At 68.0% G+C, this 16,224-nt stretch carries 16 protein-coding genes; all 16 read right to left on the bottom strand.

Annotated features, from left to right (window positions below):
* Positions 1–55 precede the first annotated feature (55 nt).
* Entirely contained in the window at positions 56–796 is a 741-nt protein-coding gene (gene phbB, locus GGR36_RS14340) for an acetoacetyl-CoA reductase (protein ID WP_183635403.1), read from the bottom strand.
* A gap of 48 nt (positions 797–844) precedes the next feature.
* Positions 845–2,446 (bottom strand): malonate decarboxylase subunit alpha, encoded by a 1,602-nt coding sequence (locus GGR36_RS14335; RefSeq protein ID WP_183635402.1) that lies wholly within the window; start codon positions 2,444–2,446, stop codon positions 845–847.
* Positions 2,447–2,673: 227 nt separating this feature from the next.
* Complete coding sequence (locus GGR36_RS14330; RefSeq protein WP_183635401.1) at positions 2,674–4,143, bottom strand: sigma-54 interaction domain-containing protein; 1,470 nt, start codon at positions 4,141–4,143, stop codon at positions 2,674–2,676.
* Between the two features lie 258 nt (positions 4,144–4,401).
* Positions 4,402–6,369: a tetratricopeptide repeat protein gene (locus GGR36_RS14325; RefSeq protein ID WP_207064443.1), complete on the bottom strand. Its 1,968-nt coding sequence runs from the start codon at positions 6,367–6,369 to the stop codon at positions 4,402–4,404.
* A 168-nt stretch (positions 6,370–6,537) separates the two neighbouring features.
* The gene (locus GGR36_RS14320; RefSeq protein WP_183635400.1) at positions 6,538–6,984 is read right to left on the bottom strand and encodes a response regulator; all 447 of its coding nucleotides are present in this window, start codon (positions 6,982–6,984) and stop codon (positions 6,538–6,540) included.
* A 214-nt stretch (positions 6,985–7,198) separates the two neighbouring features.
* Complete coding sequence (locus GGR36_RS14315; RefSeq protein ID WP_183635399.1) at positions 7,199–7,747, bottom strand: type II secretion system protein; 549 nt, start codon at positions 7,745–7,747, stop codon at positions 7,199–7,201.
* Positions 7,744–8,118, bottom strand: a complete 375-nt coding sequence (locus GGR36_RS14310; protein WP_183635398.1) for a type II secretion system protein — start codon at positions 8,116–8,118, stop codon at positions 7,744–7,746. The genes GGR36_RS14315 and GGR36_RS14310 overlap by 4 nt, the downstream gene beginning before the upstream one ends.
* 2 nt (positions 8,119–8,120) lie before the next feature.
* Positions 8,121–8,594 carry a type II secretion system protein gene (locus tag GGR36_RS14305; RefSeq protein ID WP_183635397.1) on the bottom strand — a complete coding sequence of 158 codons (474 nt, stop codon included), beginning with the start codon at positions 8,592–8,594 and terminating at the stop codon, positions 8,121–8,123.
* On the bottom strand, positions 8,594–10,609 hold the full coding sequence (locus GGR36_RS14300; protein ID WP_183635396.1) for a secretin N-terminal domain-containing protein: 2,016 nt from the start codon (positions 10,607–10,609) through the stop codon (positions 8,594–8,596). Before GGR36_RS14300 ends, GGR36_RS14305 begins: the two co-directional genes overlap by 1 nt.
* Positions 10,602–11,105, bottom strand: coding sequence for a hypothetical protein (locus GGR36_RS14295; RefSeq protein WP_183635395.1), 504 nt, complete (start codon positions 11,103–11,105; stop codon positions 10,602–10,604). The genes GGR36_RS14300 and GGR36_RS14295 overlap by 8 nt, the downstream gene beginning before the upstream one ends.
* Positions 11,102–11,659, bottom strand: a complete 558-nt coding sequence (locus GGR36_RS14290; protein ID WP_183635394.1) for a hypothetical protein — start codon at positions 11,657–11,659, stop codon at positions 11,102–11,104. Before GGR36_RS14290 ends, GGR36_RS14295 begins: the two co-directional genes overlap by 4 nt.
* Positions 11,656–12,162, bottom strand: coding sequence for a hypothetical protein (locus GGR36_RS14285; protein ID WP_183635393.1), 507 nt, complete (start codon positions 12,160–12,162; stop codon positions 11,656–11,658). The genes GGR36_RS14290 and GGR36_RS14285 overlap by 4 nt, the downstream gene beginning before the upstream one ends.
* The gene (locus GGR36_RS14280) at positions 12,159–12,899 is read right to left on the bottom strand and encodes a hypothetical protein (protein ID WP_183635392.1); all 741 of its coding nucleotides are present in this window, start codon (positions 12,897–12,899) and stop codon (positions 12,159–12,161) included. Before GGR36_RS14280 ends, GGR36_RS14285 begins: the two co-directional genes overlap by 4 nt.
* Positions 12,896–14,581 (bottom strand): GspE/PulE family protein, encoded by a 1,686-nt coding sequence (locus GGR36_RS14275; RefSeq protein WP_183635391.1) that lies wholly within the window; start codon positions 14,579–14,581, stop codon positions 12,896–12,898. Before GGR36_RS14275 ends, GGR36_RS14280 begins: the two co-directional genes overlap by 4 nt.
* Positions 14,578–15,747 carry a type II secretion system F family protein gene (locus GGR36_RS14270; protein WP_183635390.1) on the bottom strand — a complete coding sequence of 390 codons (1,170 nt, stop codon included), beginning with the start codon at positions 15,745–15,747 and terminating at the stop codon, positions 14,578–14,580. Before GGR36_RS14270 ends, GGR36_RS14275 begins: the two co-directional genes overlap by 4 nt.
* Before the next feature lie 12 nt (positions 15,748–15,759).
* A complete protein-coding gene (gene gspG, locus GGR36_RS14265) occupies positions 15,760–16,200 on the bottom strand; it encodes a type II secretion system major pseudopilin GspG (protein WP_183635389.1) in 441 nt (146 codons plus the stop codon).
* Positions 16,201–16,224 lie beyond the last annotated feature (24 nt).

The following is a 16,224-nucleotide window of genomic DNA, read 5'->3' as shown; positions in this document are numbered from 1 at the left end:
GGGATTGGGGTGTGAGGCGCCCGTCTTTTGCGGGCTGCCTCACGTGCGCTGCGCGTCAGCCCATGTGCAGGCCGCCGTTGATGTTGATCGTCGCGCCGGTGATGTAGCCGGCCAGATCGGATGCGAAGTAGCGCACCAGCCCGCCGATCTCTTCCGGGGTGCCGAAGCGCTTCATGGGAACGGTTTCGCGGATCGCCTCGCGCACGTCGTCGCGGATCGCCATCACCATCTCGGTGGCGATGTAGCCGGGGGCGATTGCGTTGACGGTGACACCCCTGGTGACGAGTTCCTGCGCCAGCGCCTTGGTGAAACCGAGCACGCCGGCCTTGGCGGCGGAGTAGTTTGTCTGCCCGGCCTGACCCTTCACGCCGTTGACCGAGCTGATGTTGATGATGCGGCCCCAGCCGCGCTCGGCCATCATCGGCGAGATGTGGTGGGTGACGTTGAAGAGGCTGGTGAGATTCGTCGCGATCACCGCGTCCCACTGCTCCTTCGCCATCTTCGGGAAGAACTTGTCGCGGGTGATGCCGGCGTTGTTCACCAGCACCGCGATCGGGCCCAGTTCGGTTTCGATCTTGCGCACCATCGCCGCGCAGCCCGTGTAGTCCGACACGTCGGCCTCGGCGACGTGGAAGTCGTAACCCGCCGCGCGTTGCGTCGCCAGCCAGTCGGCCGCCGGCGCGAAAGCGGGCAGGCAGTTCGCCGCCACGGTGTAGCCCTCGTCGGCCAGCGCGCGGCAGATCGCGGTGCCCAGCCCCCCCATTGCCCCGGTGACCAGGGCGACCTTCTTCGTCATCGTGCTTCCTTCGTCATGCAAGGCCGGCCCCATGCCGGCGTGGTTGAACTAGCGGGCGCACAGGCTCAGCACGTCTTCGCGCAGCCCCATGGTCGCGGTGCCGAACAGGCGCGGGTCCATCGTGCGCAGGTGCTTCGCGATCGCCGGGCGGAAGTCCATCTGCGCCAGCACGTCGCGTTCGAGATCGATGCCGGGTGCGATCTCGATCAGCTCCGGGCCGTCGGGCCCGAGCCGGAACACCGCGCGCTCGGTGATGTAGCGCACGCGCTGGCCGCGCCGCAGCGCGTACTCGGCGCTGAAGGTGATCTGCTCGACGGCGCGCACGAACTTGCGGGCACGGCCTTCGCGCACGATGCGCAGGCGGCCGTCTTCGATCGCCACCTCCAGCCCGCCGGCGGTGAAGGTGCCGACGAACACCACTTCGCGGGCGCTCTGGCTGATGTTGATGAAGCCGCCCGGCCCGGTGAGCTTCGAGCCGAAGCGCGAGACGTTGAGGTTGCCGCGTGCATCGGCCTCCGCAAGCCCGAGGAAGGCGATGTCGAGCCCGCCGCCGTCGTAGAAATCGAACTGGCTGGGCTGGTCGATCAGCGCCTGGATGTTGATGCCGGCGCCGAAGTTCAGCCCGCCCTGCGGCACGCCGCCGATCACGCCGGGTTCGGTGGTGAGCGTCATCAGGTGGGTGACGCCTTCCTCTGCGGCGACGGCAGCCACGCCTTCGGGCATGCCGATGCCGAGGTTCACGACCGCGTGCGGCGTCAGTTCCATCGCGGCGCGGCGCGCCACGATCTTGCGTTCGCTCATCGCCAGCGGCGGCAGCGATTCGGCCGGCACGCGAATCTCGTTGGCGAGCGCCGCGCTGTAGGGCTCGGCGAAGGTCTGGCGGTGGTAGTCCGGGTGTTCCGCCACCACCACCGCATCGACCAGGATGCCGGGGATCTTTACCTGGCGCGGGTCGAGCGAGCCGCGTTCGGCGATGCGCTCCACCTGCACGATGACGATGCCGCCGCTGTTGTGTGCCGCCATCGCAATGGCCTGCGCTTCCAGCGTCAGCGCCTCGCGTTCCATCGTCACATTGCCGTCGGGGTCGGCGGTGGTGCCGCGGATGATGCCGACGGTGATCGGGAAGCCCTTGTAGAACAGGCACTCGCGGCCGCCGAGTTCGATCCGCTCGACGAGGTCTTCGGTGGTGATGCGGTTGACCTTGCCGCCGCCCAGGCGCGGATCGACGAAGGTGCCGAGCCCGATCGGCGACACCGTGCCCGGCTTGCCGGCGGCGATGTCGCGGAACAGGTGGGTGATGATGCCTTGCGGCAGGCTGTAGCCCTCGATGCGCTCGGCCACCGCCAGCGCCTGCAGCTTGGGCACCAGGCCCCAGTGGCCGCCGACCACGCGCCGCACCAGCCCGTCGTGGGCGAGGTGGTTGAGGCCGCGCGAGACGCCGTCGCCCTGGCCGGCGGCGTACACCAGCGTCAGGTCACGCGGGCTGCCGTGGCCGTCGGTATCGCGGGCGGCGAGAAAGCGCTGCTCCAGTGCCACCGCGATGTTCTCGGCAAAGCCGGCGCCGATGAAGCCGCCGGTCGCGACGGTGTCGCCGTCCGCGATCAAGCCCACCGCCTGGGCCGCGCTCATCAGCTTGTGCCCGTGTGTCATCCGCCATGCGCGTGCCTGTTCCCGCCCTGCCATGCTGTCCCCCGAGCCTGGCGCCACCCTGCGGGCGCCGTGTGCCGGGTGCTTTCAGCATGGCCTGTGCCACATGGCGCAAGTGCTTGTTGGCTAAGGGGAAAGCGCGCAACGCGCGGCGCTGGCGGGCGCGCAGATGTCTCAAGTGCGAGACGTCGCGCCGCGACGACTGTCCCGAAAGCGGGACGATGCGAATCTCAGCTCTGGGTCATCAGCCCGACCGCGTGCATCCGCCGGTACAGGGTGGCGCGTCCAATGCCCAGTCGCCGCGCCGCTTCGGTGGCGCTGCCCTTGCAGGCGGCCAGCGCACTGCTCAGCAGTGCGTGTTCGGCGTCGCGCATCGCGTCCTCGTAACGCGGAATCTCGTCCGGCGTCATGCTGCGGGCGGCGCTTACCGTGGCGGCCGCGGGCAGCGCGCGGACCACCGGCGCGCCAAGGATCGGCGCGATGTGCTCGGCGCTCAGCCGCGTCGCTTCGCACATTGCCACCGCGCGTTCGAGCACGTTGCGCAACTCGCGCACATTGCCCGGCCAGGGCCGCTGCGCCAGTTGCTGCAGGGCCGAGGCGTCGAACTCGCGCGGCGTGGTGCCACTGCGCAGGGCGATTTCTTCGAGCAGTGCCTCGGTCAGCAGCGGCAGATCCTCGATGCGTTCGGCGAGGCTCGGCACCTTGAGCGTGATCACGTTGAGCCGGTAGTACAGGTCGGGCCGGAAACGCCCGGCCGCCACCAGCGACTCCAGCTCGGCACAGGTCGCGCCAATGATCCGCACATCCGCCTTCACCACCCGGTTCGATCCGAGCGGCTCGAATTCCTGGTCCTGCAGCACCCGCAACAGCTTGGTCTGCAGCGCCAGCGGCATTTCGCCGATCTCGTCGAGGAACAGCGTGCCGCCTTCGGCGAGCTGGAACTTGCCTTCGCGCGCGCGCTTGTCGGCGCCGGTGTAGGCGCCCGGCGCCACGCCGAAGAACTCTGCTTCGAGCAGCGCTTCGGGGATCGCCGCCACGTTCAGGCTCACGAAGGGCCGGTGCGCGCGGGCCGACGCGGCGTGGATCGCGTGCGCGAGGATCTCCTTGCCGGTGCCGGTCTCGCCCAGCAGCAGCACCGGCGCATCCACCGCCGCTGCACGCCGCGCCACATGCTTCACCTGCAAGGCGCGCGGGCTCGCGCCGACGAAATTCGACAGCGTGTACTTGCTGCGCCGCGCCGCCGCCAGCGAGGCCCGCGCCGCGCGCAGTTCATCCTGCAGCGCGACGTACTTCGAGAACAGCGGCGCCAGCGGCTGCAGGCGGTCGAACAGCGCAAAACCGATCGCGCCGATCAGCTTGCCGGTCTCGTCCTTCAACGGCAGCCGGATCACGACGAAGGAATCGGTGCCGGTCTCCAGCACATCGAGCAGGATCGGCTGGCCGGTGCGCACCACCTCGCGCATCGACGAGGTCGGGATCACCTCCTCGATCACCCGCCCGATCGCATCGCGCGGGTCATGCACCCCGAAGCGCGCCGAGTAACGCGCGTTGATCCACACGATGCGACAATCCGCATCGATGATCAGCGTGCCCTCGCACAGCTCGTTGAGCGCATCGAACAGCGTGCGCATCGCCTGCTGCCGGATCTCGCCAAACCCCGAAAACCAGCCCTCGAACTTCACCGCCTCCACGCCCGGCATCGCCCGCCCCCTGAAAGTGCTGGGGCGCAGCTTAGCGGGAACGGGCGGTGTTGTCTCAATGCAGAGACGGTGGGTTGGGCGTCTGACTGATGTGATTCGCACCTAGAGCTGGTTCTGAGGGCGTTGTTGAAGCCTTGATCTACTTGCAGCGTGAGCGGCGGTTCCCGTCTTGATCGAGAGCGACCCAAAGCCGTACGTCGGCCCTGGTTCTGCAGAACGTCCGCTATTGGTTTCGCAACACGTAAGTGCAGGTCGGGATCAGTGGGTGTTCGCGCGAATCCGCGCTGCACGATCCTCCAAGGCCTGTGCCTCTGAACTGCGCTCCGTTGCCCGATACAAGGCTGCAAGATTGTCCAGGCTCATCGCGACATTGGGATGTTCAGGACCGAGAGCTTTCTCCAAGGTGGCCTGTGCGCGCAGGTAGAGCGGCTCCGCCGTGGCGTAGTCGCCCTGCGCTGCATAGAGCCAGGCCAAATTGTTCAAGCTCGCCGCCAAGTCCGGATGGTCCGGACCGAGTGTTTTCTCCCGGATAGCGATTGAGCGCTTGTAGAGGGGCTCTGCTTTGACGTAGCTGCCTTGGCCCGCGTAAAGGGCGGCGAGATTGTTCAGGTTCGTAGCGACAACTGGATGATCCAGGCCGAACGCGGTCTCCAGGATTGCGAGCGAACGCTGGTAGAGCGGCTCTGCCTTGGCGTAGTCGCCCTGCGCCCTGCACAGTTCGGCCAAGTTGTTCAGGTTCTTTGCCACACTGGGGTGCTCAGGGCCGAGCGCTGACTCCGAGATCGCCAGCGCCCGCCATAGAAGCGGCTCTGCCTTGGCATACTCGCCCTCGTGGTCGTACAGCACGGCTAGGTTGTTTAGGCTCATCGCCACATCGGGATGGTCAGGGCCGAGCGTTCTCTCGAGGATCGCGAGCGAGCGCCTGTAGAGCGGCTCCGCCTTGGCGTAGTCGCCCTGAGCCGTCCAGAGCTCGGCCAAGTTGTTCAGGTTCCTTGCTATATCTGGATTGTTGGGCCCGAGCGCCTTCTCACGGATCACAAGCGAGCGTTGGAGGATAGGCTCGGCCTTGGCGTAGCCGCCCTGCAGCATGTACAGCTCGGCTAGATTGTTCAGGCTCGTCGCGACACTGGGATGGTCAGGGCCGAGCGCCTTCTCCTTGATCGATAGCGAGCGCAAGTAGATCGGCTCCGCCTTGGCATAGTGGCCCTGTAAAGTGTAGAGCCATGCAAGATTGTTCAGGCTCGTCGCGACACTGGGATGGTCGGGGCCGAGCGCCTTCTCCTTGATCGATAGCGAACGCTTGTAGAGCGCCTCCGCCTTGTCGTAGTCACGCTGGGTGTCGTAAATCCCTGCCAGATTGTTCAGGCTTGTTGCCACCTCGGGATCGTCAGGGCCGAGCGTTTTCTCAAGGATCGCGAGCGAGCGCTTGTAGAGTGACTCCGCCTTGGCGTGGTCGCCCTGGGCTTCGTAAAGCGCTGCCAGATTGTCCAGGCTTGTCGCAACGTCGCGATGGTCCGGGCCAAATGCTTGTTCACGGATTGCGAGCGAGCGCTTGTAGAGCGGCTCTGCCTTTGCGTAGTGACCCTGTAATGTGTAGAGCCCGGCAAGATTCTTCAGGCTCGTCGCGACACTCGGATGGTCAGGGCCGAGCGCTTTCTCAACGACCGCGAGGGAACGCTTGTAGGCTACCTCCGCTTTGGCATACTCGCCCTCGGCTTTGAGTAGACCAGCCAGATTGTTGAGGTTCGCCGCCACATCCGGGTGGTCCGGACCGAGTGCTTTCTCCTGGATCGCAAGAGAGCGTTTGTAGAGCGGTTCTGCCTTTGCGTAGTGACCCTGTAATGTGTAGAGCCCGGCAAGATTCTTCAGGCTCGTCGCGACACTGGGATGGTCAGGGCCGAGCGCTTTCTCAATCACCGCAAGGGAACGCTTGTAGGCTGCCTCCGCTTTGGCGTACTCGCCGATACCATCGTAAATCGCCCCTAGATTGTTCAGACTCGTTGCCAAATCGGGATGTTCGGGAGAAACATTCTGCTCGGCGACTTGCAGCGCCTTTTGAGCCAACACCAAAGCACGGTCGTACTTGCCCGCGCGGTAGAGCTCGATCGCTTCACTGCTGAGAGTGCCCCATTCAGTGCCGGCGCCTTGTGAGTCGGCAAGAGCCGGCAGCCCAAAAATCACGCCAAAAACTAGGGCAACGAGTGAAGCGAACTGCTTGGGTTGCATACAACGATTTCCTAATCGGCAAAGGACAAAGTGCCTCGGCACCGAAGCGTATCCAAGCGAATCCAAATCAAAAGCATTTGGGCGTCTTGCGTGACGTGTCGATGGCAGAACTGACGGTGGCAAACCGCAAGTCGAGATCCTACGGGCCGACTGCTTCGATCGAAAGTCCTATTGGAGGGTGCCCGCTGCCGCATAAGGGTTAGCGACATGCGCCGCTTCAAGTGCCTCTTCGAGTTGCCTGACGTAAAACCGAATGCTCAACAGGTTCCGGATACGAGGCAGGAACTCGTTCTTGTCGATGGGTTTCGTGAGGTACTCATTGGCTCCGCTGTGCAGCGCCAAGTACCTGACCTCTCGCTCTTGTGCAGCGCTCACCATCACGATTGGTACTGCAAAGTTACGCGGAACGGCGCGGAACCGTCGGATCAGTTCTATGCCGTCGATTCCTGACATGGCGTAGCCCACGACAAGAAGATCGGGTTGGTGTTCAACGCAGTGCGCAAGCCCTTCCGTTGGGTTGTGGAAGCATAGGGTTTCGCAACCTTCGAGCCTGTTACAGAGTGCCTGCATCAATGCGACGTTGATGGGTACTTCATCGATGATCACAACCTTCATGGACTTTACCTCGGTACTCGCGGATTTTGACTGGATGGACGAAGTGGCGAGACGACGACGATCCTGCACACCTCGTCGATTTCCCACTTCGCAACGAGCGCCAATTCTCGCCTGACAGCCTGAGGGACTCCTCGCTGCCTAGCGCTTTCCTTTTGTCTCAGGTCAGAGAACAGCTTGGGCTTGGCGAACCGGGCATTGTGGGGAGGTGTCTGACCTACTGCACCGGCGCGGATGCAGCCGGGTTCGGCACTGCGGCTGCTTTCGCGGCCGCCGGGTCATAACCGAACCGCCACGCCGAATAGCCGCCAGTTTGTGCCGGCACCTGCGGCGCGATGGCGCCCGGCGGGGTGGGGGCGCCGACGGTGGCGGGGGCGAGGGTGCGTTGGGGTTTGCGCATCGGTTCGCCATCGGCGATTACGGCGACGCCCATGATGCCGCCGCCGGGGGCGGGGATGGGTGCCCAGTCGGCGCGGCCGGTGAGCGGGTTGCGCGGGATGCGGCGCAGGTGCCGCACGGTGCCAGGGAAGCGCGGGTCGCGCAGCAGTTCGCGCAGGTCGCGCGGGAAGGCAGGTGCGCCTTGCGGGCTTTGTTCGTAGAAGTGGCGGAAGGCGCGGCTGAATTCGTCGCCGAGCGCCTGCAACTCGGCTTCGGCATTGCGCTGGGCGACGGTGCTGGCGAATTCCATCGTCTTCGCGGCGACGGCGCCGAGAATCGCCAGCAGGATCAGGATGCCGATGTAGTTGAAGCCGCGCTGGCGCTTCATAGCTCGGAGAAAGGTCGGCCGTCGCGGCTGCTGCCGCTTGCGCTGCTGTGCAGGTCGTACACGCCGCCCATGCGGCCGTTGGGCGGGGGCTCGATACGCCATGCGGTGCGGCTGTCCGCTACCGGGTCGAGCGGCAGTTCGCGCAGGTAGCGGCGGTCCACCAGCACTTCGAGCGATTCGGGGTAGCGGCCGCGGTCGGCGAAATGCTTGTCGATCGCGTCGCGGGTGGTGCGCAGGTTTTCCACCAGCACCCGTTCCTTCGCCAGCTCGGCGCTGCCGAGGTAGCGCGGCAGCGCGAGCGTGAGCAGCAGCGCGACGATGGCCAGCACCACCAGCAGTTCGATCAGCGTGAAACCCCGCGTGCGCGCCATGCTCACCACGCGTTGTAGGGGCTGCCGTCGAGCCCGATGCCGGGCGACTGCGAGAAGACGTCGAACACATCTTCACCGGCGCGTGGGTGGTCGGGGTCGCTGGCGTAGCTGCGGGTGGCCCAGGTGGCGGCCGCGTCAGCGTAGGTGTCGGGGTTGGTGGGGTCGCGCGGGATGCGGCGCAGGAAGTAGAGCTTGCCGCCCTTGGGCGACTTGGCGTCGGTGACGCCCTCGACCAGCGCAGCGAGTTTGGGCGGATAGCCGGAGCCACCCGCCTTCAGTGCGATGCGGCCGTCGTCGCTGGCCTGCTTGTAGGCGTCGATGGCGTTGCGCAGGGTGCGCAGCGCGGTACGCAGTTCGGCTTCGCGCGCACGTTGCAGCGCCAGCTCGGCTACCGGCACGACGAGCGCGGCCAGCAGCGCCATGATGGCGAGCGTCACCAGCAACTCAATCAGCGTAAAGCCGCGCGTGCGTCGCATCACGGTGCGGGGGCGTTGCCCAGCGCGAAGCGGTATTCGCGCACCGGGGGTTCGGTGCCGGCGGGTGTGATGGCGGGGGGGGCGGCGAGCATCAGGCTGCTGCGCAAGGCGAGCCGGCCGTCGCCGCTGCGCGCGTTGGGGGCCGCCGCGGGTGCGGTCGCAGCCGGTGCCGGCGTGGGTGTCGCGGCCGGCGCCGCAGGGGCGCTCGGCGGTGGCGGCGGCACGACCGGGCCGTTGTTCGCCGGCGTGGCCGGAATGTCGCCAAAGCCCAGCGGCTTCACGCTGCCTTCGGTGCCGGCTTCGAATTCGGCATCGCGCGCTTGCGGCCGCGACGCCGGCCGCACGATGTGCGGCGTGATCGACAGCACCACTTCGGATTGCTGCGAGTCGTCGGTCTTCGAGCCGAACACGCGGTCCAGGCCCGGAATGTCGCCGAGGCCGGGGATGCGGCTGCCACCGCTGGTCTGGCTGTCGTTGATCAGGCCGGCGAGCACCTGGTTCTCGCCGTCGTGCAGCCGCAGCATCGTGTCGGCGTTGCGGGTGCCGAGTTGATACAAGGTGGTGCCGTCTTTCTGCTGGGTGCGGTCGATGATGTTGCTGACTTCCAGCGCCATCTTGATCGTGACCTCGCCGTCGGGCGACACGGTGGGCTCGACTTCGAGCTTGAGGCCGACATCGAGGTAGGTCACCGAACCCGCGACGAAGCCGGTCGAGGTGGCGGTGTTGGTGAGGTTGGGCACCTTCTGGCCGACCACGATCTTGGCCTTCTCGCGGTTGAGCACGCGGATGCGCGGGTTGGCCAGCACCCGCACATCCGACACAGTGCGGTTGGCGTTGATCACCAGCGGGTCGATCGTTGCGCCGATGCTGTCGCCGTTCAGGTGCAGCAGGTCGTTGAGGGTGAGCGTCTTGCCGTCGCTCGCGAGCGGCGTGAGCGAGGCCTTGCCCGGGTACTGGATGCCGAGCTGGGTGAGCCGCGTGCGCTGCACTTCGAGGATCTCGACTTCCAGCATCACCTCGGGCGGCGCCTGGTCGTGCAGCGCGATCAGCTTTTCGGCCATGCGCAGCGCTTCGGGCGTGTCGCGCACGATCAGCATGTTCTGCTTGTCGTCGACGACGATGTCTTTCGATTTGAGGATGGTGCGCAGCGTGTTGGCGACGTTCTTCGCGTCGCCGTTGGCGAGCACGAAGGTCTTCACCGACAGGGCCTGGTAGTCGCGCAGCTTCTGCGTGGTGGCCGGGAAGATCAGCACCGAACTCGAATCGAGCACCCGCTGTTCGAGCTGGTTGGTCAGCAGCGTCATCGACAGCGCGTTGGCGACGGTGGTGTTGCGCAGGAACAGCGTGGTGCGCTGGTCGCCGCGCACTTCGCGGTCGAGCACGAAGTTCAGACCGGATGCGCGCGAGATCACCTCGAACACCTGGCGCAGTTGCGCGTCGCGAAACTCGATCGAGATCGGCTTGCGGAAGGCTTCGGACAAGCGTTGTTCGCTGGCGCCACGCGGCTGTGCGCGGCGCTGCTCGATCTGCCCGTTGAGTTCGATCGCCGAAGGGTAGCCGGGGTTTTCGCTCAGCACGATGCGCAAGCGGGCTTGCGCGCCTTCAAGGTCGCCCTGCGAAAACGCGCTCTGCGCTTCGGCGACGTACTGCGCATGCCGGTTGTCGCGCTCCATCGCCCGCAAGCCGCGGATCGCGCGCGGGTTGTTCTCATCGGCGCGCAGCACCCGCATGAACAGCGGCGCCGCTTCGCCACTGCGGCCGGCGGCCTGCGCGCGTTCGGCGTCGGCCAGCCACAGCGCCACCGCCTGATCGCGCGCCTTCAGGTAGGTGAGGCGGTACTCGGCGTTGTTCGGGTCGGCCGCGAGCGCAGCGCGGTATTGCTCCAGCGCGGCTTCGTACTGCTTCTGCTCGGCCAGCTCGCTGCCGGCGCGGAAGGCCTTCTGCCCCGCGCATCCGGCGAGCAGCAGCGCGCTCAGCGCGAGGGCGGCGGTCCATCGGGGGAATCTGTTATTCATTGAAGTCGGCACCAATCGCCAGCGTCTGTCGTTGTTTGGTCGGGACGTACTCGAGTTCCATCACCGGCGGGCGGATTGCCACCACCTGCCAGTTCGCATCCAGCCGCTCGCCCGCGTGCGCCACCAGGCTCGCATCGCCGTAGGCGAGGAAGACTTCCCACTTGCCCGCGGCCTGTTGCTTGCCGATCACCGCAAAGGGCGGTGTTGGCGTCACTGGTTCGGCCGGGACCACCGGCGGCGGCGGCGGGGGCGGCGGCGCGGGTGGGCGCACCGGCGCGAAGAAGCTGTCGGAGGTGGTGCCGTAGCCCTCGCGCGGCGCGATGGCGAGGATCTCGGGTGACGTGCCCGCCCGCGTGGGGATGGCCGCCGGCGCGACGCCACGCCGCGCCACCGCCTGCACCACCTCGTCGCGCGGCGTGCTGCGGTCGACCACCACCAGCACCGCGAGCAGCGCAAACACCGCGAGCAGGATCAGCGTGCGGCGATCGGCCTTCATTCGCGGGCCTCCAGCAGCAGCACGAAGGCGAGCTGCGCTTCGACCGTGTCCTGCATCGCCGATTCGCGTTGCAGCTCGATCTTCTCGAGTGCGAGGCCGGGGTAGCGTTCGAGCAGGCTGAACGCGAAGCGGCGGATCACCGTGGGTGAGCCGGTCACCGGCAGAGTCAGATCGAAGCGCGCGAAGCCGGCCGGTGTCGCCGGGTTGCTGCGGTAGTCCACCCGCGCCGGCTGCAAGCCCGCTTCGGCCGCGGCGTTCCACAGCGCGCGGGCGACTGCGGTCTTCTCGGCATCGGGGCGCAGCACCGCGCGGAAGGGGGCGAGCGGGTCTTGCGGCGCGCTCGGTGCCGGCGCACCGGCCGCTTGCGTGCTGCGCGCGGCGAGCTGCGCAAGTTCGCGCGATTGCGCCGGCAGCAGTCCCAACACGAGCCAGGCGGACGCGGCGGCGAACAGCGTGCCGAGCGCGATCCACAGGCCATGCCGTGCGAGCGCGAGTTCGAGCGCGAGGCGCATGCGCGGTGCGCTGAGCCGATCGCGGAAGGCGCGCGCGCTCATGGTTGCCACTCCAGATCGAGCGTGCTCTGCAGCCGCGGCGGGGTATCGAGCCGGGTCTGGTTGACCGGCTTCACCTTCACGAAGGGCGCCTGCTTGGTCAGTGCGTCGGCAAAGTCGAACAGCGCGTCGGCGCGTTCGCTCTCGGCCACCACCCGCAGCGTGCGCTGCGACGCGCGGGGTTCGATGCGCAGCAGGGCGACGTCGTCGGGGCGGGCGGATTGCAGGCCGTCGAGCAACGCGGGCCAGGGCAGGTTCAGCAGCGTGATCGCGTCATTCACCGCCTCGGCCTGCTCGGCCGTCGGCGGGGTGAAGGGCGCGACCGGCGCTGGGGCTGGCGCAGCCGCGGCCACCTGCGCACGCTGCACCTGCAGCGCGGCGTTCTGCCGCCATGCGCGGTGCGCCGCGACGCTGGTGACCAGGGCAAGGGCCAGCAGCGCGATAACAGCGAGCGGGCCGGGCCGCAGTCGCGCGGCAGGGGCGAAGTCGATGCGCACGCGGCTCATACGACACCTTCCGCGGCGAAGGGCATCGTGCGCCCGCTGGCGACGACGGGGCTGCCGTCGTCGAGCCAGGGCGGCGGCGCCTCGGCGCCGAACAGCCACACCGGCGTGCCGGTCGCGTGATCGGCTTGCCGTGCCGCTTCGCGGCTGAGGGCGGCGCCGAGTCCGCCCGCGTCGCGGCGCGTTGAACGCACGGCGACACAGTGTTGCTGGTGGAACAGGCCCATCGTCAGCGTGTCGCCGTCGCTGCTGGCGAGCCAGTGCGGCTTGCGCGCGTCGCCGACCGGCTGACGGCTGCACCACACCCACAGCGGCTGCAGGCGGTGCAGACGGCGGCGGGCGTCGGCAAGGCCGGCGCGGATCGCGTCGGCGGTGTCGCGGCGCAGCGCGCAGACGAGGTCGCTGTCGCCGAGCAGCGCACCGTCGCGCTGCAGCAGCCAGTCCGCCGGGTCATCGCCGAAGGCGCTCGCGAAACGCGCGGCGATGCTGGCGTCCAGTTCGGCGCGGCCCTGTATGCCGGCCGCGCGCGGCAAAACCAGGTAGCGGCAATGCGCGTCGCTGACCACCACTTCGATACCGCGCCAGCGCGTCGCGGTGCCGGCGAGTTCGGCGCAGGCACGGCGCAGGCCGGCTGCCGCGTCGAAGTCGCGGCGCTGCGGCACGCCGAGCGGGCTCGCCAGCGCGGCCTGCGTGCGGCCGACCCAGAGCTGAGGACGAGCGGGAATGAGCGGGCGGGTCATGCGCTGTCCTGCAGGGTCACGCGCAGCACTTCCTGCAGCGTGGTGTCGCCGCGCAGGGCGAGGTTCAATGCGGCGTCGCGCAGGCTGCGGGTGCCGCCACGGGCGGCGGCAGCCTTCACGGTAGTGATGGATTCGCGCGCGAGGATCGCTTCGCGCAGCGGGTCGGTCAGCGTGAGGATCTCGGCGATCGCATGGCGGCCGCGATAACCGGTGCCGCGGCAATCGCCACAGCCGCGCCCGCGCAGGAAGCGGTGGTCGCGGTGCGCGTCGGGCGCGAAGCCGAGCAGCGCGCGTTCCGCCTCGTCCGGCACATACTCGACCGCGCAATGCCGGCACACCGCACGCAGCAGCCGTTGCGCCCAGATGCCGTTGAGCGCCGACACCAGTGCATGCGGATCGACCCCCATGTGGGCGAAGCGCGAAAACACGTCGAACACGTTGTTGGCGTGCACGGTCGAGAGCACCAGGTGGCCGGTGAGCGCGGACTGCACCGCGATCTCGGCGGTCTCGGCGTCGCGGATCTCGCCGACCATGATGGTGTCCGGGTCGTGGCGCAGGATCGAGCGCAGGCCGCGTGCGAAGCTGAGGCCCTTCTTCTCGTTCACCGGAATCTGCAGCACGCCGGGCAATTCGTATTCGACCGGGTCTTCGATCGTGACGATCTTTTCGCGCCCGGTACGGGTTTCGGAGATCGCGGCGTACAGCGTGGTGGTCTTGCCGCTGCCGGTGGGTCCGGTGACCAGCAACATGCCGTAGGGCAGCGCCGAGAGGCGGCGGATGCGCGCGAGCGAATCGGTATCGAAGCCGAGCAGATCGAGCGTGAGGGCCTGCCCTTCGGGCACCAGCTGGCGTTTGTCGAGAATCCGCAGCACCGCGTCTTCGCCGTGGATGCTGGGCATCACCGAGACGCGCAGGTCGGTGGTGCGACCGCCGGTCGACACGCGGAAGCGGCCATCCTGCGGCAGGCGGCGTTCGGCGATGTCGAGTTCGGCGAGCACCTTGATGCGTGAGATCGCCTGCTCGGCCAGCGTGCGGCCGGCGATGCGGGTGGCGACATCGAGCACGCCGTCGATGCGGTACTTCACTTCCATGCCGGCGGGGCCGCATTCGAAATGGATGTCGCTGGCGCCGGCACGCAGCGCGTCGTACAGCGTGGAGTTCACCAGCCGCACGACCGGCGAGCCGTCTTCACTGATCGACACCAGCGAAAGCTCTTCGCCGCGCGTGTCGTGTTCGCCGCTGCCGTCTTGCTGTGCGCCGCTGTCGAGTGCGCGTGCCGCGGCTTCCGCGGCGCCAAGCAGTGCGCGCAGATCCGCTACCGCCGCAACGGCGAAGCGCACCGGTTGGCGGTAGCGCGCTTCGATCCAGTTGAGCAAGGCGGTGTCGTAGGGGTCGCCGATGACCACCTGGGCGACGCCATCCAGATGCACTTCGACGCAGCCGCGGGCGAGCGCGCGCGAGAGCGGGATCGTCGTCCAGTCCGCCACCGCAGCGAGCAACTGGTCGCTGTCGAGGTAGGGCAGGTGCAGCGACTCGGCGACGCAGCGGGCGGTGTCGCGGGCGTCGAGCGCGAGCTGTTCCGCCAGCACTTCGAGCAGCGCCTGGCCGCGGCTTGCGGCCAGCTCGCGGGCGTTGCGCAGGCTCGCTGCGGTGAGCAGCGGCAGGGGCGGGCGCGCGTTCATTGCAGGCTCCCGGCAAGGTCGAAGATCGGCAGGTAGAGCAGCACCACGATGACGCCGACAGTGATGCCGATCGCGGCCATCAGCAGCGGTTCGAAGAGGCGCGAGAAGCGGTCGATCCAGCGGCCGAGTTCGGCGTCGTGGTGGCGCGCGGCGCGGATGAACATCTCGCCCAGTCGCCCGCTGCGTTCGCCGGCACGCAGCAGGCGCAGCGCCACCGGCGTCACCAGTTCGGCCGCGCCGAGCGCATCGGTGACCGCTTCGCCGCGCCGCAGGCCGCCGCCGACGGTGCGCAGGCGCGGCAGCATCGCGGGGGTCGCGACGCCTTCGGCGAGCGTGAGTGCCTGCAGGGCAGGTAGCCCCCCGTTGAGCAGCGTGCCGAGCGCGAGGTAGAGCTGCGCGATGCGGAAGAGTTCGACATGCGGCCCGAGCCAGGGCAGGCGGCGCAGCGCGCTCTCGACCCGCCCCTGTTGCCAGGCACTGCGCAGGGCGAGGCCACCGCCGACCAGCAGCACCGCGAGGCCGAGCCCCACCGCGCCCGCGTTGGCGGCGACGAAGCTGCCGAGATCGAGCATCTGCTGCGAGAGCCAGGGCAGCTTGTGCGCGCTGCCGCGATACACGGTGGCGAACTTGGGCACCACATAGCCAAGCAGGAACAGGCTCACCGCACCGCCGACGCCGGCCAGCACCGCCGGGTAGATCAGCGCGCCGCCGATGCGTTGCTTGAGTGCATCGAAGCGGTTGCGGTATTCGAGGTAGCGGGCCAGCGCGTCCTGCAGGTGGCTGGTGCGTTCTGCGGCGCGGACGAGGCCGATGAACAGCGGCGGGAAGTCTTCGTCGGCCGCGGCGAGGGCCTGCGAGAAGGATTGCCCTTCGCGCAGCCGTGCCAGCAGTGCGCGGGTGACGCGCTGCGATTCGCCGGCGCCGCCGCGGGCATCGAGCGCTTCAATGGCTTCGGCCAGTTCGAGGCCGGCGTCGAGCAATTCGATCAGCTCTTGCGCGAACAGCGCGATGTCGAAGCGGCTGCCGCGCTTCTTTGCCGCGCGGCTGACCGAGAGCGCGGTCATCTGCCGTGCGGCGACGAGCCGGCGTGCCTCGCCTTCGTCGAGGGCGTCGACGACCAGGGTCTCAACCTGTTCGGCGCTCAGGGCGCGGACTTCGAAACGCATGCTGCGTGTTGCTCAGGGCGCGACGATGTCGGCGTCTTCACCGCTGCCGCCCGGCGCGCCATCGCGACCGAGCGAGAGGATCTCGTACTCGCCGCGGCTGCCCGGTTTGCGGTACTGGTAGGGGTTGCCCCAGGGGTCGCTGGGGATGTCCTTGAGCAGGTAGGGGCCATTCCAGCGCTTGGCGTCGGCGGGGGCGCGCAACAGCGCCTGCAGCCCGATCGCCGCGTCCGGGTAGGTGCCGACATCGAGCCGGTAGGCGTCGAGCGCGCGCGAGAAGGCCTCGATCTGCGCCTTGGCGGTGGTGACCTCGGACTTGGCGACATGGCCGAAGACGCGCGGGCCGACCAGTGCGGCGAGCATGCCGATGATGGCGACCACGACGAGCAGTTCGAGCAGGGTGAAACCAGCCGCAAGGCGGCGACGGGCGGGGGGATGAATCGCAATCTTCTTCATGCTGCTGTGCTTCCGGTGAGCCGT

The sequence above is a fragment of the Niveibacterium umoris genome, assembly GCF_014197015.1.
GTDB lineage: Bacteria > Pseudomonadota > Gammaproteobacteria > Burkholderiales > Rhodocyclaceae > Niveibacterium > Niveibacterium umoris.
The sequence above is the reverse complement of the archived record's forward strand: the minus strand, read 5'-3'. Positions and strand labels throughout refer to the sequence as shown.